Source organism: Candidatus Amarolinea aalborgensis (genome assembly GCF_900491745.1).
GTDB classification, from domain to species: Bacteria; Chloroflexota; Anaerolineae; order SSC4; family Amarolineaceae; genus Amarolinea; species Amarolinea aalborgensis.
On record NZ_UETR01000055.1, the window covers coordinates 1 to 18659 of the forward strand.

Here is an 18659-nt window from a genome sequence, read left to right on the forward strand (position 1 = left end):
GACGCACGGCAGGTCATACTTCAACTGCAACTGCATGGCTCCTCCATGTGCTGACCGATCTGCTCTCCAGGATCTCCAACATCTCCCGACTCGTGTGGACAAAATAGAACTCGCGTTGGGGATGTTGCCGATGCAATTCGTTGTAGCACTGCATTGCCGTGGTCCCATCTGGGCAAGTCTCGATCACGGCAATACGGTCGAGAATACGATGATTCTCGGCAGAGTGCGCTTCTAGTGCTTCGATCACCAACCATCGGTCGGGATAGGCGTTACGGACATCCAACCATCGCATGATTGCCTCCAACCATCATGAACTTGAGCAAACCCTTGCAGATCATCCTCGGACAATGTGGGCGCGGTTAAGAGCAGGCGTTGAAGTTGCTGAGGCTCATGATCATTCTCCCCTTCCAGCGCTCGCGGCACCCCGTCAGGAGAAATTATACCCGCAACGAAGCCAGGTGACAAGGGTGCGCGCCGCTGGTTGGAATTGATCTCTTGCGGCGTGGCTCTCTTCGGTCTCACCCCTGTCTCCGTCGTGGTGGGCGCTGATCCCGCTCGGCGCAGGCGGAGACATGAGATCACCCACGTCAACCGGCCGGGCGTTGACGCACCCAAGTGGCGGTGGTACAATCACGATCAAGACCGGCTGCCTGGTCACCCTCAACCGCCGCCATTTCATCGAAGACCCGGAAGTAGCCCGGCGATCGGGCTTGCGCATCGAGACGCCAGGCGACGCGCTGGCGTGGGTGCGGGGCGAGATCGGGTAAGCCTTGTGTAAGGAGAAACGGCTCATATACGGCAACAACATGACAACGACGCACATTCCAAGCGGACTGCGTCCCCACTTCCAGGAATACGATCTGCCGAGCCTTGACCTGGACCGAGACGCTGATCTGATTATCCAACGCACACTCGAATACGGCACCTGGGACGAAATCCGCTGGCTGGTTGCCAGCTACGGCGTTGATCGCGTCCGCACCTTCGTGCGCGTGCGAGGTGAGCGCATGCTCTCACGCGTGACCTTCAATTACTGGCGCAAGCTGCTGCGCATCCATCGTTGGCGCCACTCGCCGTTCGCCAACGAAGCGAGGGAAGTATGGATGTACTGACTCTTGCGAACCCGCACTGGGAAGCGCTCACACCCGAGACTCAACAGGCATTTCATCTCGCTGCTACTCTTCCCTTTCTTAACCGCTATTACCTGGCCGGCGGTACAGGATTGGCCCTACATCTCGGCCATCGTTTGTCAGTTGACCTTGATTTCTTCTCAGCGGCCGCTGACGCCGTGGGACCGGAAGAGCGCTCTGCTATGGCAACAGCTTTTGACGACCCCACGCTCTCGGTCAGCCATGACAAGGACATGACCTTTGTGGCCACATGGCGAGGAGTTGGTATCAGTTTCTTTCGCCTAGCCCTCTACCCATTGGCCCAGGCGCCATGCTGGCTAAAAGGCGTGCCGGTGGCCACGGTGGCGGAGATCGGCGCCATGAAGTTGGCGGCCATCATGTCCAGAGGTACACGCAAAGACTATATTGATCTCTACTTCATTCTGCAACGAGTAACCATCGGCCAGATCTTCGAGGTTGCCGCCGTGAAATACGCGCGCGTACGCACTTTTGCCGTGAGCGCAGTTCGTGCGCTGGCCTACTTCGCCGACGCCGAGGCTGCCCCCATGCCACAGATGCTAGATCGTACCTCCTGGACAACGATGAAACGGTTCCTGGAGCGCCAAGCCCTGGAGGCTGGGCGTAAACACCTGGAAGACCTGTGGTCAGGTTGAGGGCCATGGTCCGCAAAGGCAGGCTTTGCAGCGGTTACAACGATTTGAGTCGCCCGACCTGTTTCGACGTGGGCGGCTCGACCGAGACTTCGGGGAGCTCGGTCGAGTCGCTCACGACGAAGCCTCAATCGCCCGACCCGCCCCCATTCTGAAATGCACCCCACACAGACTGATTGGTTGCGCAATGCGCCAGCCGTTGGTATAATGTCCGCCGGGATGATCCAGGTTGGTGTGACGCCAGCCCCGCGCAGGCCAGCCGTGTCACCCTCCCCGCCGCTATCCTTGACTTCGAGATGCCTATGACCATGTTGGACTTGATCGCCGCGGTCGAAGCGAAGACTGCCCTGGTCTTCCAGGACAAGACATTGTTGCAGCGCGCGCTGACGCACCGCTCCTATCTCAATGAGTTCCCAGACTTCCCGCTCTCTGATAACGAACGGCTCGAATTCCTGGGAGATGCCGTGCTCGGTTTCGTCATCGGCGCCTATCTCTATCATCGGTTCCCCGAACAGCCAGAGGGCTACCTGACCAACATGCGCGCCGCGCTGGTGCGCCGCGAAACGTTGGCTGATTTTGCCCGGCGGCTGAACCTGGGACAGTATCTGCTGATGGGGCACGGCGAAGCCGAATCGGGCGGCCGCAATCGCCCGGCCACACTGTGCGCGGCCTTCGAAGCGCTGATCGGCGCTGTGTACCTGGACGCCGGCCTGGCCCGTGTGGATGACCTCCTGCTGCCGCTCATCGTTCCGTTTCTCGACAATCTGCAGCAGCAGGCAGATTACAAGGATGCCAAGAGCCGGCTGCAAGAGCGCGTGCAAAGCCAGCGCCAGGTTACGCCGCGCTACCAGACGGTCAGCGCAGAAGGCCCTGATCACTTGAAGGAGTTTACCGTCCAGGTCTTTCTGGGCGACGCGGTGTACGGCGAAGGTCGCGGCAGCAGCAAACGCCAGGCCGAACAGCTCGCCGCCATCCAGGCGCTGCAGCAGCTCGAATTGGAAGACCTGGATGATCTGCGACGCAAGCACGACTAACCCGGCGGCGCCGCGGCCAGCCGCAATGCCCATCGCCCAACACGAACAATCCACCCTGCTCATTACCGGCTTGTCTGGCTACGTGGGGCAGGGGCTGGCCCGCCATCCGGCCCTGGCCCGTTTTGGCCGCGTGGTGGGCACCTACTTCCAGCACCCCGTGAGCTTGCCCGGCCACGCAACCTGCCGGCTCGATTTGACCGACGCCCAGGCCGTAGACGCGCTGTGGGAGGCCGTGCAGCCCACGGTAGTCATCCACACCGCGGCCAATTTTGCGCAGCCGGCCAGTCTGACAGCAAGCATCGTGGCTGGCACGCAGCATGTCGTGGCCGCCGCCGCCAAACACGGCGCTCGCCTCGTGCATCTCTCCTCTGATGTCATCTTCGATGGCGAACATCCACCCTACGCCGAAGACGCGTCCCCCGATCCCATCACGCCCTACGCACAGGCCAAGGCGCAGGCGGAGACGCTCGTGCGCACGTCAGGTTTGGCAGACTGGGTTATGGTGCGTACGTCCCTGGTGACCGGCCTGGCGCCGGTTGACCCGCGGACGCAGTGGGTGTGGGACAGCGTGCGCGCACGGCGGCCGATCACGCTGTTTACTGATGAGTACCGTTGTCCGGTATGGGTTGAGGATTTGGCCGCGGCCCTGCTGGAGCTGACGCAGCTCGATTTCCGGGGTGTGCTCAACGTCGCCGGCCCACAGCGCCTGAGCCGTTACGCGTTCGGCGTGAAGCTCTGCGCCTTCGCCGGTCTCGATCCCGCGGCCATCACGGCCGCTGTCGTCGCCAACAGCGGCCTGGTGCGCCCGCGTGATTGCACGCTGGATATCCGCCTGGCCCAGCGCGTGCTGCGCACGCGTCTGCGCAGCGTGGACGAGGGATTGCTATCTGCTCACAACAGGTAGAGGACAATAAAGAAGGGCAGCCACATCAGATCAAGGAAATGCCACACCATTGCAGCCATGGGCGTGGCGCGCAGGCGCTCGGCATCCACCGCGCTGTGCAGTTGATCGAGCAGTCGCGTCAACAGAACGAGGCCGAGAATGATGTGCATCGCGTGAAAACCGGCCATCGTAAAGAAGACCGCGCCGTAGACGCCGCTCTGAATGGTCATGCCGGCCGTCGTAAACTGGTAGATTTGACCAGCCAGGAAGAGCAACCCCAGGATGATTGTGACCAGCATGAGGCGATTGAAGCGGGTTGAATCGCCCTGGCGTCCTGCGCGCAGGGCCAGGTGCAGGGTCAGGCTGCTCGCCAGCAAAAACAACGTCACGACCAGGCCCTTCCACAGCGAGAGAGGCTGCACCCCGGCCGGCGGCCATTCAACGCTGATGTTGTGCAGGTTGAGCACCACGATCGTCAAGGTGACGAAGACGAGGGCATAGGAGCCAAGAAAAACAAGCAGCGCAAAACGCTCGTGGCCGGTCGTCCGTGATTGCTGGCTGCTGCGCATCATACGATTTTGCATGGCGAAAAACTCTCCCAACGCAATGAGTCAAGACGAAGTAGTAACAGAGTGGAGTATGACACCGCTTACCGGATGTTCTGTGATAGATTTCTCAATTTCACCTTTGTCTCGATCATCACGCTGTTTCACGTCCAATACCCTCTGAGAAGGATCCTACGATTATGACCACTCACTCAGTGGCCTGGCAGGAAACGGCCGGGCTGGCTTTCTTGCCCGCCGCCGATCAACTCTGGCGCCAGACGCCCACGCCGTTGACCGCGCGCTACCAACCGCTGGGCGTGCCGTTGGCGTTCGCCACCAATGCGCCCATCCTGGCCGCGATGGCCGCCGACTCCTTTGGCCCGTGGGGCGCGCCCGACTCGCACGCGCCGGCCTTGCGCCTCAACTTTTTTTTGCACACGGCCAGCGAAACGCTTGATCGCGCGACGCGGCCGGCGCCGGTCTTTCGTGCGCAGGATGATTACTTCATGCTCAGCGTTGGCAGCAGCCTGGGCATGGCCGATCGCGCGGCGGGGTTTGGCATGGCCTTCATCACCCCGACGCTGCTGGCTGATCCTCTCTTCGTGCAAGAAGGCTTCCTGGAATGTCTGGCCTTCTTTCTGGTTACGCGCCGCCGCCGCGCCGTGTTGCACGCAGCCGGCCTGGTGGATCGCGGGCGCGGCGTTCTGCTGACCGGCCCCAGCGGCGCGGGCAAGTCCACGCTGGCCTTTGCCTGCCTGCGCGCTGGGTTTCAACTGCTGGCCGAAGATGTAATCTACCTGGATGAAGACAGCCGCCCGCTGCAAGCCTGGGGCGCGCCCTGGCGCCTGCACCTTCTGCCTGACGGCGAACGCTTCTTCCCCGAGCTGGCGACCGCGCCCTATGTGACGCAGTTGAACGGCGAAATCAAGCGCCGCGTCGAGGTCAACCAGCTTTGGCCCGGGGCGGCCGTGCCAACCGCGCCGGTAGCAGGCGTGCTAATGCTGCGCCGAGCCCATGGAAAAGCCAGCGCGCTGGAAGCGGTCAACCCCGCGGCGTTGCGCCGCACGCTCATCGGCTTTCAGGATCAAATGGGCGCTGACTACCTGGCCGCCATGCACGCCGCCGCTGATCGCCTGCTCGCCGGTCGCGCCGCAACCCTGGCCGTGGGCAGCGATCTGGATGCGGCCGTGACGCTCATCCGCGCGTGGATGGATGCTGACGCTTGAGCCATGACGAGTGTTGGAATGACTCCAGGTTGCCCCCCGGCTGGAGCCTTGTTCTTTTTACGATCTCTAAACGACTCCTTCGTATACTTCCAGGCATGTCGCCTCCGAGAGCGGCAAAGCTCACAAGGGCGTTGGCCCCGCAGTCGCCAGATCAAAGGACACATCCATATGCTTCCGACACCTGTTGCGCTTCGTTTGCACCTGGCCTGGGTCGCGTGGGCGATCGGGTGCGGGCTGCTGCTCTGGCCGGCAACGGCTTCGGCGCACGCCGGGCGTACGGACGCGCCTGTCTCCAGCCCGTCCACCGTGTTCTTGCCGATGATCAGCCGCCAGCGCCTGCCGCCGACGACCGATCTGATCGAGCGCGCGCGTGAGCGAGGGGAGATCAACGCCGAAACCGCCCTGATCTACAAGGTGTTTGCTGTCTTTGGCGATACGCGCCTGCCGTCGCGGCTGCGCGGAGACGACCGCGGTGTGATGGACTCCAACGCGGTGGCCGAGGCGACGCAGCGCTTCGAAACCCTGACGCCGGCGACACGCCAAATCCTGGTTCCTTTCCTGATCCCGCCGGTGTACGTCGGCAGTTGGTACGACCGGCGCATCCATGGCGCGCAGACGATGGCGGCGGCCGCGCAGCCAACCGATCACATCGGCGATCGCTGCAACGAAGTGGCGCAGAACCTGCTCATCCCCCTGGAAACCGACCATTTCGTGGTGTGGTTTCCGCCCAATGACACCGGCTTCTGGCAGCGCGCCCAACGAATCAGCGCCGACCTGGAGACGCGCATCTACCCCATCCTGACCGATCTGCTGCGCGCGCCGTTGAGCGACGCAGGCCTGGGCTGCAATCCCAGCGATGGCCGTTTGGATGTCTACATGGTGTATGATCCCCTGCCCGGCTACGAGAGCACCCTGGCGATGGTCAGCACCTATCCTGGTAAAGGCTGCAAAGCAGCGCCCACCTACATGCAGGTGCTCAAGCAAGGCTCATCTGAAACCAACACGGTCGCGCATGAGTTCATGCACATGATCCAGTTCGCCTACAACCCGGCCGCCGACTGTTACGATTCATGGTGGATGGAGTCAACGGCCAATTGGGCCATTGACTATTTCGAGCGCATGGACGGTCAACCCGACGCGCAGACAGAACAAGCCTATGCCAAATCGTACCTGGAATCGGCCTGGCGTTGGCTGATTGACACCACCGGCATCCGCGAGTACGGCGCCTATCTGTGGCCCTTCTACCTGAGCCATTACACGGGCAGCTATCACCCGGAACTGATTGCGCAGATCATGGCCGCCACCGAAAACGCGGCCAACGGCGACCTGTACCAGGTTATCAACGATCGCATCGCCGGCGGGTGGGAGCAGCGCTGGCCCGAATTTGCCCTGCTCAATTTGAACCTGCCGCCCAACAACCGCTACGCGGCGTGGGATAACTTCCAGCAACGGTGGATGACGGACTGGCGCATGACCGATTCCCGCGTGGCGCTGCTCAACGATCCTTACTGGGTCTACTATCTCGATGGCCGGTCTGCGGGCGATCCGCTCGCCTTGCCCGACCTGGGCATCTTCTATGAGGAGATTGCGATCGCTGATGACGTGCGCATGTGGGCGTTGGCTAATACGTTCAACAACATGCCCTCCATGCGCGTGCAGGCATTGCTCTACCGCAATGGGCAAGGCTGGCAAGGGCCGGAGGACTGGTCGCAGCGCAAATGGAGCCTGTTCTGCCAGGACAATCCCGCGGAGCGGGTGCAGAGCGTGCTGGTGATCATCAGCAACAGCAACTGGCAGCGGCGCACGAGCAGAATTGCCCCCAATGGTGATTTGCGCGTGGTGAGCAGCGATCTACCCTGCGCCGGCTGGCGGGGAACCAGCAGTTGGCAGATGGTGGGCCAATCGGTCAATGCGCTGGGGCAGACTGACTACACGCTGCGAGGTGAGGCCGCACCGACCTTCACCCTGGCGCGGCGCACCTTGACAGGCGACCAGGTGAGTTTGGAGTTCCAGGCGACCGCAGGCAGCGCCACCTGGCTGACTACGATCACCGCCGTGGATTTTCAGACAGGACAAACAACCAGCTGCACGCGCACCGGCGGCGGCGCGCTCATTCCCAGTCTGAGCAGCTTGCTCATCACCGAGGATTTGAGCGGCGCGACCATGCGGCGGCAGTTCTTTGGGGCGGGCCTGATCCCGGCGCCGGAGCGCTGCCCAGTCTTCACGACCTGGACGCACATCCCCTGGCTGACGACCGATATTCAGAATACTGCGCCGCGCCCCTGGCCGGCTTCCGCGCCGCATGGCCGGCTGCAGGGCAGCGACACCTTCACGCAGAGCAGCGATGGCGCGACCAGTACGACGACATCGGCCTGGAACCTGACGGGGTTCGCAGCGCCATAACGGGTGATGTCGTCTGCCTGCGGCCGCGGCGAGCGCTCGAACGCGCGCGCTTTCCCGATCAGGCGCGGCGATAGCGCAGCTGCGCCAGGCCGCTCGCATACACCTGGCCGCCGATCAATTGCAGAGGCTCTTCCACCTGGATGCCCTGGAACAGCGGGATGCCGTCGCCCAGGATCAGCGGCACGATGGTGATGATGATTTCGTCAATCAGATGCTGGTTGACAAACGCGGTCGTCAGCCGGCCGCCGCCCACCAGCCAGATGTCCTGGTCCGTCATCTGCCGAATCTGCGCCACCAGATCGGCCATGTCGCCGGCAAAGGCGTGAATGTCGGCGGCGGGCGGATTCTGCAAGGGCTGCGTCGTGACGACGAAGGTGGTCTTGCCCGCATAAGGCCATACGCCAAAACCGAGCACCTCGCGGTAGGTCCTGGCGCCGAGGATAATGGCGCCCACGCGGGCGTAGAACGCCGCGTAGCCATAATCCTCGTTGGGACCATCGTAGGCTGTCAACCAGGAAATATCATCATTGCGGCGCGCAATGAAGCCATCGAGACTGGTTGCGATGTACAAAATGACGTTTCCCATCTGCGTTCTTTGCCTCACATGAGAGCGATTCAGTGTGCGGCGATCCATCAGATGCCGTACCGGCCACATCATACCTCGTCTGCCAAAACCGGACAAGCCAGAATCAGATGCCTCACACGAAGCCACAAGGTCACCAAGATACCAAGATACCAAGATACCAAGATACCAAGATACCAAGATACCAAGATACCAACCGATTCCTTTGCGGCTTTGTGGCTTGGTGTGAGAACCTCTGATGCCTCACACGAAGCCACAAGGTCACCAAGATACCAAGATGCCAACCGATTCCTTGGCGGCCTGGCGGCTTGGTGTGAGAACCTCTTGCTCGCTCTACCAGGATTTCACAGGCGAGGCGCAACCTGTGCTAAAATACAGGTATGTGGTCAAATAACTGGCGTGAGGAAACCTGGTCGCGCTTGGACCAGGCATGGGATTTGATTATCATTGGCGGCGGCATCACTGGCGCGGGCATTCTGCGCGAGGCCACGCGGCTGGGACTGCGGGGCCTGCTGCTCGAACAACGCGACTTTGCCTGGGGCACCTCCAGCCGCTCGTCCAAATTGGTGCACGGCGGCTTGCGATATCTCAAAGAGGGTAAAATCGGGCTGACGCGGGCATCGGTGCACGAGCGCCAGCGGCTGCTGGATGACGGGCCGGGTTTGATTGATCCGCTGGGCTTTCTGCTTGCCACCTACCGCGGCGATAACCCCGGCCGTTGGATGTACCAGGCCGCGCTGACCGTCTACGATCTGCTGGCGCTGCAGTGGAGCCATCAGCGTTATGACGCCGGCGATTTCCAAAAGTTGGCGCCGAACATCTCGCAGGAAGGGTTGAAGGGCGGTTTTCGTTACGGCGACGCGCAGACCGACGACGCCCGCCTGGTGCTGCGCGTTATTCGCGAGGCGGTGGCGGCCGGCGGGACCGCACTGAACTACGCGACGGTCGAGACGCTGCTGCGCAATCACCGCCAGGTGTACGGCGTGCAGGTGCGTGACGGCGTCAGCGGGGCCGTGGCTGCCCTGTCGGCGCGTGTGGTTGTCAACGCCACCGGCGCGTGGGCCGATCGCCTGCGCGGCCAGCTCGGCGCCGCGCCGCGCATCCGCCCGCTGCGGGGCAGCCACCTGATCTTCTCTGCGCAGCGACTGCCGCTCAGCCAGGCCGTCAGCTTCCTGCACCCCTTCGACCGCCGGCCGGTCTTCATCTTCCCCTGGGAAGGCGTCACCCTCGTGGGCACGACCGATGTGGATCATGATGAGGCGTTGGATGTGGAACCGGCGATTACCGCGGCCGAAGTTGCTTATCTGATGGCGGCGGCTGACGCCCAATTCCCCTCGCTGCGCTTGACCCTGGCCGATGTCGTTGCCACCTACGCCGGGGTGCGGCCGGTCATCGGCTCGGGCCAGGCCGATCCCTCCAAAGAATCGCGCGACCACGTGGTGTGGGAAGAAGAAGGCTTGCTGACCGTCACCGGCGGCAAGCTCACCACCTTTCGCCTGATTGCACTGGATGTGCTGCGCGCCGTGCGCCACCGCCTGCCAACCCTGCCTGCGGTGGATGATCAACAGCCGGTGTTGAACCAGGTTGATGTGGAATTAGCAGCCGTCGGGGCGGAACCGCTGCGCCGACGCCTGCTTGGCCGTTATGGCGCTGATGCCGTGGCCCTGGTGGCTGCGGCGCAGCCCGGCGAGCTGGAGCCGCTGCCAGGGACGCTGACCACCTGGGCTGAGCTGCGCTGGGCCGCGCGCGCGGAAGGCGTGGTCCACCTGGACGATCTGCTGCTGCGCCGCGCCCGCGTGGGGCTGCTGCTGCCGGAAGGCGGCGCAGCGCTCCTGCCCGCGGTGGCCGCGATCTGCCAGGCGGAGTTGGGTTGGGATGATGCGCGTTGGCAGGCTGAAAAAGCTGCCTACCGCGCGCTCTGGCGGCGCTGCTACAGCATTCCCGCGGCCGCCACGATCCCCGATTGGCGGCCGCGCCTGGACGCGCTGCGGGTGCAGCGCCAACAGAAAATCGCCATGCGCCAGCAGCGCCGCCGCTTGACAGCCGTCCTCGTCAGCCTGGTGTTGAGCATGACCGGGGTGGGCTTGCTGTGGGGGCTGCGCCGCAAGGCAGAAGCGAGGAGTCATCATGCAGGGTAAGTATCACGCCGAAATCGTCCAGACCGCGTTGGGCGCCCATTTCAGCCCGGCCGACATCGAGCTTATCACCGCAGCTAACCTGGGGCTGGATGTGCTCGCGGGTCAAATCGGGCACCCCGAGTACCATTTCGATGACAGCGCGTTCGCGGCCGGCGAAGCGTTCATCCGCCAGCAGCGCCAGGCGGTCGTGGATGCCGTGCGCCGCGGCGACCGCGCCGCCGCCCTGGCTGCGTTCGGCCGCCTCACCCACACCCGCCAGGATTTCTACGCCCATTCCAACTGGCTGCGCCGCTGGGCCGAGAGTCAAGGCGGCGTCGAACACTGCCAGCCGGACGCAGCCCCGCTGTGCCTTGACCCCCTGGCCGTTCCAGGGTTGATTTCCGGCCGCAGCTCCATCCGCGTCTACATCCTCCACCACCTGCCGCTGCTTGGGCCGTTGTTCAAGCGCCTCTACATGCCGCCGCATTCGCACGAAGTGATGAACCTGGATCACCCTGGCCGCGGTCCGCTCTTTCCGTTGGCGATGGCCGCGGCCATCGCACACACACGCCGCGAGCTGCAGCAGACCACCGCCGCGCTGGAAAGCGCCGGCGGCGCGGCCGCCGTGGACTTTTTCGCGCCGCCGCGTGAGCGCACAAACTGATCAGGGGTGCATTTCAAACCAGGGGTGGTTCCGACGTCGAGCGATCGCATTCGCTGAAACCGCCGCCAAGCCCACCCTGCGGGAGCTACGCCCTGAAATCGAAACTCATCCCCAGCAAACCGATTGGGCCTGCTCAGCGTCCTGGCTCGCCAATGAGGATGATCACCACGTCGTTGACGTTGGTGCCTGTCGGCCCGGTGATGACCAGGTCGCCCAGGGCCGCGAAGAAGGGGTAGGCGTCGTTGCGCGCCAGGGCGGCCCGCGGGTCAAGCCCCAGGGCGCGGCTGCGGGCCATCGTGCGGCCGTCCACCCAGGCGCCGGCGGCGTCGGTGGGGCCGTCAATGCCATCCGTGCCAAAGCTGAGCAAGCCGACCGGCAGATCGGCGATGGACATGGCCGCGGCCAACGCCAACTCCTGGCTGCGGCCGCCCTTGCCCGTCCCGCGCACTGTAACCGTGGTTTCACCGCCGGCGATCAAGCACGCGGGCGCACGCTGCGGTCGTCCCTGCCGGACCACCTCGCCGGCGATGGCCGCCAGCACGCGCCCCACCTCACGCGCTTCGCCTTCCAGGCCCGTGGTCAGAATGAGCGGCGCAAAGCCATGCCCGGCCGCCGCCTGCGCCGCCGCTTCGACGGCCAGACGGTTGGAGCCAACCACCAGGTGCTGCAGCGGCAACGCACGCGCCGCGCTTGGTTTGAGCGTCTCTGGCCGCGCGCCAGCCAGGCCAGCCTGCAAGTGCTGGCGCACCGCGTCCGGCGCATGCGCCAACGCCTGGGCGCGATCGAGCGCGGCCCACGCGTCGGCAAACGTCGTTGGGTCGGGCGCAGTGGGGCCAGAGGCGATGACATCCAGCGGGTCGCCAGGGACATCGGAGAGGATCAGGCTGATTAGCGGCGCGCCCCGGGCAGCCAGGGCCAGTCCGCCGCCTTTGACCTGGTCGAGGTGTTTGCGCACGGCGTTCAATTCATGAATCGTCGCGCCGCTGCGCAGCAGGAGTTCGGTCGTGGCTTGCAGATCGCCGAGGGTCAGGCCCGGCGCGGGCGCGGTCAGCAAGGCCGAGCCGCCGCCGCTGAGCAGGCAAAAGACCAGGTCGTCAGGGGTTGCCTGGCGCATGAGGTCCAACGCCGCCTGACCGGCCAGCACACTGCCCGCAGAGGGCAGCGGATGTCCGCCCGCCATCAGGCGCAGGCCGCGCGCCCGCATCCACGCCGGCGCGTCCCCCGCCAGGGACTCTGGCGTCACAATCAGGCCAGCCGCCAGTTTGGCGTCGGCCCACGGCCCCAGGCCGGCCAGCAGCGCCTCGGCCATGCGCAGGCTGGCTTTACCCGCGCTGAGCACAAAAAGCCGCGCCGCAGCGCGCAGGTCGTAGCGTTGATCGCCAACGGCGAGGACTGGCCCATCGCATCGGATGTGGCGCGCCACCGCGGCCGCCGGGTCGGCCGCGTGCAGCGCGGCGCGCTGCAGTTCATCCGCTATGGCGCGAGCTGCTTCCCATCTGGTTGGCATCTGATCCTCAGCCGTGGCGACGTATGGGCGCCTGCGCAAGCGGCGGCCTGCGTCATACGGCGCCTTCGAGAATCTCCGCGGGCACCCGCGTCATGCCCAGGCTCTGCGCCGCGCGCAGGCGATAGAGACCATCCACCAGCGCATACCCGTAGCGCGTCCGCCGAACCTGCAAAGGCTGTTGAATTCCCTGCCGGCGTATGCGCTCGATGGTCTTGTTGAGCTTGTCAGGATTAAGTATCACAGCATGCTGCGTCGCCGTGAGGTGAATCAACCCAGGCGCCAACTGCAAGACGTTGTCAGCCGGTTTGACTGGCGTCGGCGCGATCGGCCGCGGGGCGATAATGCGCAAGCGAAAACCTGTTTGTTGAGCAAACGTATCCACCAGGCGCGCCTGCGCCTCTGGCGTCAGGGGCGCGGCCAGGGTCACACACACGTCCTGGTTCTCTGGGAAAATACTGGGTCTTTTGAGGACCGCGAGTTTCTCACGTTCCAAGAGAAGGCGCGCAGCTTCCAGGATGGCGCCCTGGTTTGGCTGCGGGTTGATCGTCAACTTCCAGCCGATGCGCGCCTGCAGCTCACAGATTTGCGTTTGATAGCGCTCGCCCACCGTCGCGGAGATGAAGGAGAGCAAAATATCGTCGCCGCGCAATCCCACACGATAAAGCGTGCTGTCGGCTAATGCCGCGCGAATCGCGGCGTAGGCCGCGTTGATCTCCCATGGCGCGGACGCGCGGCCAACGGGCGGATTGGCGGCCGGCGGCGCGGTCGCTTCCACGGGCGCGGTCAAGGTCACGTCCAACTGATAGCCGGACATCTCGGCAAAGCGGGCCGCCAGGACTTCGGAGAGCTCAGTCGAGCCGCCCGCGGTCGGGCTGGCGTCCGCGGCCGTCGCGGCCACGGTTACGGCCACGCGGCGCTGTTCGCGGTGAATAGATGGCCCTTTGACGATCTTCCAGCCGGCCGGCAGCAGCTCTGTCGCCAACGTGGCGAGCGCGCCCTGCTGAGCTTCAGGCGCCACTTCGACCACCCACCCGGACGCCTTTTCGACCGCGGCAATCAGGTCGGCATAGGCTGCCTGCGCGACATCAGGGAAATCGAACGTCAGCACCAAGACGCGTTCGGCCAGGCGATAGCCAGTTTTGCGCAAGCGCGCCGCGGGCGGGAACTGCTGGCGAGCGAAAACCAGGGCCTGATTTGGCTCCAGGGTGACGGCCTGCGGCGTGCGCGGCAGTTTCGCGGCCAACTGCGCCGCCAGGTTGATCGGCGGTTCGTCGCCTGCCCCCAACAGGCCCACCACATCCTCCGGCCAGATCGTAACCAGCGGCGTATCATCGTCCCAACGCGCCTGGTCATCCGGCAGGGGCGTCGCCTGCAGATGATCGGGCGCCCAACCGACGCAGCGCACCACGGCCGGCTGTCCGTCTGGCGCCTTGACCAACAGCCATTGGCCGGCCGCGTCCGCATAGCGGGCCATCTGCTCGCGACGGCGCTCGCCCAACTGCACCTGGCCGGCCGACCGCACCCTGAAGACGTGGGCGCGCTGCGCATCAGCCGCAAAGTAAAGGCTATCCTGGGCCAGCGCGGCGCCCAGGGTCTGCAGGTGCTGCGGCGCGGGCTTGTCGCCCCACCAGGCCATCGCCAGTTCGGTCAGGGTCAAATAAACCGGCGCTGCGTCACTGGCGACCTGGCTCACTGCTTCCCACAGGCGGCGCAGGTGCAGCGGCCGGTCGGCGCCGATGCCGCGCAACGCCGCGACCGGCAGTGAGGCGGCAAACCGCAGATCAAAGGCTTGACCGGCGCGCGGCAGGTGCACGAGGCGGCCGCGGCTTTGCAGCGCGTGCGCCAGGCTGCGCCGCGCGGCCTCATCCCCATGCACCAGGAAGACCTGGGCCGGGTCGAGCGTTTCCACCAGGCTGACTAACTGGGCTTCATCGGCGTGCGCGGATAACGAATAGGTTGCGAGCCGGCAGCGCACCTCAAGCCGGTCCTGGCGCAGCTGCAGGGCGCCGTGTCCGCGCGCGGCAATTTCCTGCATACGGCGTCCGGGCGACTCTTCGTCCTGGTAGCCGGTGAACAGGATGGCATGCTGCGGCTGCCGGGCCAGGCCGCGTGCGTAGTGCAGCGACGGCCCGCCGGCCAACATGCCAGAACTCGCCACGATGACAAGCGGCTCTGGCTGCCAGAGAAGCTCGTTGCGCTGCGCGCTGCGCTCAATGGGGCGAATGGTTTCTTCATTGAAGAACTGGGCGTCACGCGCCTGCAAGGCCACTGGCAGCGCCTCGGGAAAGCTGGTGTACGCGCGACAAACCGCGCGCACCATGCCATCAGCCCAGATGGGAATCGGCGGCAGCTCCGCGCGGCGCTGAAATTCGGCCAGGGTCAGCAGAATCTCCTGCGCGCGGCCCAGGGCGAAAGCCGGAATCAGCACCTTGCCGCCCGTCGCGATCACCTCATTGATCGTGGCCACCAGGCGGCGCTCCTCCGCGGCGCGATTGGCGTGCAGGCGGCCCCCATAGGTGCTCTCGATGATGACGACGTCTGGCGCAAACGCCGGCGGCCGCGCGCCGTCCACGGTGCGCTGCGGCGAGACGGAAATGTCGCCCGTAATCAGCACGCGGCCCTCGTCGCTCTCCAGGCCGATCATGGCCGCGCCCGCGATGTGGCCGGCGGGGAAGAAGGTCGCGACCAGGCCAGGCCCCAGGGAGACGCGCTGCCGAAATGCCACCGGCGCAAAGGCCGCCAGCAGGCGGCTGACCGCGACATCGTCGAAGAGGGGCAGTTCACCCTCCTGATCCAGCCGCGCCTGCATGATGCGCCGGGCGTCCTGCTGCAGCACGCGCGTCAGCTCAATCGTCATCGGCGTCGCGTAGATCGGCGCCTGAGGGTAGCGCTCGCACACCAGCGCCAACGCGCCGGTGTGATCGGTGTGCGCGTGGGTGACCAGGATCGCATCGAGGCCGCCCGCGCGCTCGATCTGGCTGAGATCGGGCAGTTGATCGCCCGCCAGGTCCCAATGCGTCTTGGGCGATGGACGAATGCCGGCGTCAATCAACAGGCGCCGGCCGCCAATCTCTAACAGAATGCTGCTGGCGCCTACTTCATCGGCACCGCCTAGAAATGAAATGTTCATAAGGCTACAACTTGATGAGGTAGGCGGTTTGCGGCGCCAATTCGGACAAGGGGCGATAATCGTTGAAGCTGCCGTCGTCTTTCAACGCCGGCGCCGGCAGCGGGGTTTTGGTGAGCAAGTCAACCGGACTGGGCGCGCCGCGCAGCGCACTCGGCGGCAGCGTCAGTTGGTAATCGCTGACGGCCACATCGTCCAGGTTGATGAGCACCAGGATGTTCTCCTGGGCGCTGTGACGCAGAAAGGCATAGACTCTGCTGTTGCCAGGGTCGAGCCTGGTGTAGTCGCCCACGCGCAGGGCTTCATGATCGCTGCGCAGATGAATCAGCGTGCGGTAATAAGCCAGCAGGGAATCGGCGGCGGCGCCTTCCGTCTCTACATTACTTGTGGCATAGTTTGGTTTGACTGCGATCCACGGCTTGGCCGCGCTGAAACCGGCGTTGTCCCCCGCGGTCCACTGCATCGGTGTACGGATTTGCTCATCCGGTTTGGAGCCAATCATGCCGATTTCCTCGCCGTAGTAGAGGAAGGGCGCGCCCGGCGCGGTGAGCAGCAGGGCTGCGGCCATGCGCGCTTTCGCCACGTCATCGCCCAGCACGCTCATCACGCGGTTCTGATCGTGGTTGGTGAGGAAGGGGGCAAATTGATTCGACGGATAGGCCTTCCAGACCGCATTCTGAATCGTGCCCACCGACGCGCCAAAGCGGTTGCGCGCCGCATCTACCATCGCGCCCGCCAAATCGAACTCGAAATTCATGTCGAGTTCGCCATTCTTGACATACTCGGCCGCCTCTTTCGTGGCGGTCCACACCTCACCCACCAACAAGGCTTCGGGGTTGATCGCCTTCACCGCGGCGTCATAGCGCTTCCACCACTGGTGAGTTTCCGGCGTGCTGGCCTGTTTCTCCTCATCCTCCAAGATATAGCGCGCGGCATCCAGCCGAAAGCCGTCTACGCCCATCTCCTGCAGCCAGAAGGCGCTGACCTTATCCATCTCCGCGACCACGTCGGGGTTGCGATAGTTGAGATCGGGCATGCCTTCCCAGAAGATGCCGTAGTAGTAGCGGTCGCCGAGCTTGTGCCAGACATTCTGTCCCCACGGCCCCAGGTAAGGAGGCCGCTTCGTGGACCAGATGTACCAATTCTCCTTGGCGGAGCTAGGCTGCTGGGCTTCCAAAAACCAGGGGTGCTCGTTGGACGTGTGGTTGAGCACCATGTCAATCAGCACGCGTATGCCGCGCTTGTGGGCCTCGACCATCAGGCGTTTGAAATCGTCGTTGGTCCCGTAATCTGGGTTGACCTGGTAGTAGTCGGTGATGTCGTAGCCGTGATAGCTGGGCGAGACCATGATCGGCATGAGCCACAGGCCCGTGATCCCCAAGTCGTTGGTCGTGGCGGGGTCGCCGTCGTTGAGGTAGTCCAGCCTGGCGATGAGGCCGTTGAGATCGCCGATGCCGTCGCCATTCGAGTCATAGAATGAACGTACGAACACCTCGTAGAACACCGTATTGTTCCACCAGCCCAGGCCATCGCTGCCCTGCGGCAGACCGGTCACCGGCGCCACGGCGGCAGCGAGCGGCGCGGGCGTAGGCGTTGGCGGCGCGGGGGTCGCCGTGGGGGGCGGTGGGGTTGCCGTCGGCGCCTGTGTCCGCGCCTGGCAGGCGCTTAGCGCAACGGCGATGACGAGCAGCAGTCCAGGCAACCAGAACCGCACCCTGCCCGCGCCCTGATCTCGATTCCTCATGCGGATCATACCAGCTTTTCCCCCCAACATCGTCCTACCATCTCATACTCTGCAGCTCACGCGTGATTTCAGCCGCGTCGAAGGCTTCGGGATCGAATTCAGCGCCGTACCAATTCAGCATTTCTTCATGTTCTGGGTCTTCGGGATTGCGCATGATTTCGAGAAAATGAGCATAGCCCCAGACGCCGCCCACATCCTCCGGCGGGCAGGCCCGGCGGCCGGTCAGGCAAACCGGCAGGCGCACGTTGGGATCGGGCGGCAGCACCTTCTCCACCACAATATCATGCTCCCAACTATCGCCAAAGTCATACTCATAGCGAATCTTCGACTTCTCGGTGGGCGCCACCTCGGCCAGCCGCACGCGGCGTGAGCTTTTGACATCGAACTCATAGTCCGGGTCTGGCACGCCATAGATTACGTCGCCGACCTGAAAGCTGTGCAAGTGAGAATCGGTCCAGCCCATCACGACCTGGATCAGGGTGTGCAGTTTGGCAAGGGTAATGCTGCCTGGCGCTTGCACGCGGCGCCAGACCGGAGGCTTGATGTCGCGCAGGGTGATTTTGAGTTGATAGATGGGCGCCAGCTTCGCGTCTGATCCCTGCGCCGGGCGTCGCGTGGTGGGCGCCTGAATACGTTGAATGTCTTGCAAATGATCGCCCAAGCCTTGCAGGTCAAGGGCTTCGTGTCTACGTTTGGTCATGGTGAATATCCTGTCTCGGCGGTCGAACAAACCAAAAATGTCAGCGGTAACAACCTCATTATGCCACAAGAAAAGCCAGGAGGAAAAAACGCTAGTCGGGCGGGGGTGCATTTCAGTTTGGGGGCGGGTCCGACGTCGAGCGATTGAGGCTTCGTCGTGAGCGGCTCACCGCACGGTTCGACAGGCTCACCGCACGGTTCGACAGGCTCACCGCACGGGGCCTGAGCTTGTCGAAGGCCGCTGCAATCACCTCCAAGCCCAACCGAAGCCGGCTATGCAGCGGAACTGAAATGCGCCCGCCACAAAATACAAACCCCTCGCGCGCCGTCAGGCCCGATAGGGCCTTCCA

16 protein-coding genes are annotated in these 18659 nt (G+C 64.1%); 9 read left to right on the forward strand and 7 right to left on the reverse strand.

Going from position 1 to position 18659, the window contains the following annotated elements; genetic code table 11:
* The first annotated feature begins 572 nt into the window (after window positions 1–572).
* The 5 genes from ACPQ6D_RS22705 (at window position 573) to ACPQ6D_RS22725 (ending at window position 3715) form a co-directional block, all read left to right on the forward strand.
* Window positions 573–767, forward strand: a complete 195-nt coding sequence (locus tag ACPQ6D_RS22705; RefSeq protein WP_423226639.1) for a hypothetical protein — start codon at window positions 573–575, stop codon at window positions 765–767.
* A 39-nt stretch (window positions 768–806) separates the two neighbouring features.
* Entirely contained in the window at window positions 807–1109 is a 303-nt protein-coding gene (locus ACPQ6D_RS22710) for a DUF6922 domain-containing protein (protein WP_423226640.1), read from the forward strand.
* Complete coding sequence (locus ACPQ6D_RS22715; RefSeq protein WP_423226641.1) at window positions 1097–1780, forward strand: nucleotidyl transferase AbiEii/AbiGii toxin family protein; 684 nt, start codon at window positions 1097–1099, stop codon at window positions 1778–1780. The genes ACPQ6D_RS22710 and ACPQ6D_RS22715 overlap by 13 nt, the downstream gene beginning before the upstream one ends.
* A gap of 299 nt (window positions 1781–2079) precedes the next feature.
* Window positions 2080–2811: a ribonuclease III gene (rnc, locus tag ACPQ6D_RS22720; protein ID WP_423226642.1), complete on the forward strand. Its 732-nt coding sequence runs from the start codon at window positions 2080–2082 to the stop codon at window positions 2809–2811.
* Window positions 2786–3715, forward strand: a complete 930-nt coding sequence (locus tag ACPQ6D_RS22725; protein WP_423226643.1) for an SDR family oxidoreductase — start codon at window positions 2786–2788, stop codon at window positions 3713–3715. Before rnc ends, ACPQ6D_RS22725 begins: the two co-directional genes overlap by 26 nt.
* Here ACPQ6D_RS22725 and ACPQ6D_RS22730 read toward each other — a convergent pair.
* Complete coding sequence (locus tag ACPQ6D_RS22730) at window positions 3703–4278, reverse strand: cytochrome c oxidase subunit 3 (RefSeq protein ID WP_423226644.1); 576 nt, start codon at window positions 4276–4278, stop codon at window positions 3703–3705. The two genes, ACPQ6D_RS22725 and ACPQ6D_RS22730, sit on opposite strands and share 13 nt — an antisense overlap.
* Window positions 4279–4439: 161 nt before the next feature.
* Here ACPQ6D_RS22730 and ACPQ6D_RS22735 point away from each other — a divergent pair, with 161 nt between their 5' ends.
* Both ACPQ6D_RS22735 and ACPQ6D_RS22740 read left to right on the forward strand, forming a co-directional pair.
* Window positions 4440–5465 (forward strand): phosphoenolpyruvate carboxykinase (ATP), encoded by a 1026-nt coding sequence (locus tag ACPQ6D_RS22735; protein WP_423226645.1) that lies wholly within the window; start codon window positions 4440–4442, stop codon window positions 5463–5465.
* A 168-nt stretch (window positions 5466–5633) separates the two neighbouring features.
* Window positions 5634–7868, forward strand: coding sequence for a hypothetical protein (locus ACPQ6D_RS22740; RefSeq protein WP_423226646.1), 2235 nt, complete (start codon window positions 5634–5636; stop codon window positions 7866–7868).
* Window positions 7869–7926: 58 nt separating this feature from the next.
* Here the strand turns inward: ACPQ6D_RS22740 and ACPQ6D_RS22745 are convergent, their stop codons facing one another.
* A complete protein-coding gene (locus ACPQ6D_RS22745; RefSeq protein ID WP_423226647.1) occupies window positions 7927–8454 on the reverse strand; it encodes a dihydrofolate reductase family protein in 528 nt (175 codons plus the stop codon).
* Between the two features lie 377 nt (window positions 8455–8831).
* On the opposite strand from ACPQ6D_RS22745, the gene ACPQ6D_RS22750 reads away from it, so the two are divergent.
* Entirely contained in the window at window positions 8832–10589 is a 1758-nt protein-coding gene (locus ACPQ6D_RS22750) for a glycerol-3-phosphate dehydrogenase/oxidase (protein ID WP_423226648.1), read from the forward strand.
* Window positions 10579–11232, forward strand: coding sequence for a hypothetical protein (locus ACPQ6D_RS22755; RefSeq protein ID WP_423226649.1), 654 nt, complete (start codon window positions 10579–10581; stop codon window positions 11230–11232). The genes ACPQ6D_RS22750 and ACPQ6D_RS22755 overlap by 11 nt, the downstream gene beginning before the upstream one ends.
* 133 nt (window positions 11233–11365) lie before the next feature.
* Here the strand turns inward: ACPQ6D_RS22755 and ACPQ6D_RS22760 are convergent, their stop codons facing one another.
* From ACPQ6D_RS22760 to ACPQ6D_RS22780, 5 genes are all read right to left on the reverse strand, one after another.
* Window positions 11366–12739, reverse strand: a complete 1374-nt coding sequence (locus tag ACPQ6D_RS22760; RefSeq protein ID WP_423226650.1) for a glycerate kinase type-2 family protein — start codon at window positions 12737–12739, stop codon at window positions 11366–11368.
* A gap of 52 nt (window positions 12740–12791) precedes the next feature.
* Window positions 12792–15869, reverse strand: a complete 3078-nt coding sequence (locus ACPQ6D_RS22765; protein ID WP_423226651.1) for an MBL fold metallo-hydrolase — start codon at window positions 15867–15869, stop codon at window positions 12792–12794.
* 4 nt (window positions 15870–15873) lie between these two features.
* Window positions 15874–17610, reverse strand: a complete 1737-nt coding sequence (locus ACPQ6D_RS22770; protein ID WP_423226652.1) for an alpha-amylase family glycosyl hydrolase — start codon at window positions 17608–17610, stop codon at window positions 15874–15876.
* Between the two features lie 34 nt (window positions 17611–17644).
* Complete coding sequence (locus tag ACPQ6D_RS22775; protein WP_423226653.1) at window positions 17645–18310, reverse strand: plasmid pRiA4b ORF-3 family protein; 666 nt, start codon at window positions 18308–18310, stop codon at window positions 17645–17647.
* 112 nt (window positions 18311–18422) lie between these two features.
* Window positions 18423–18659 (reverse strand): hypothetical protein (locus ACPQ6D_RS22780; protein ID WP_423226654.1); only part of this gene is annotated, 237 nt, incomplete at its 5' end.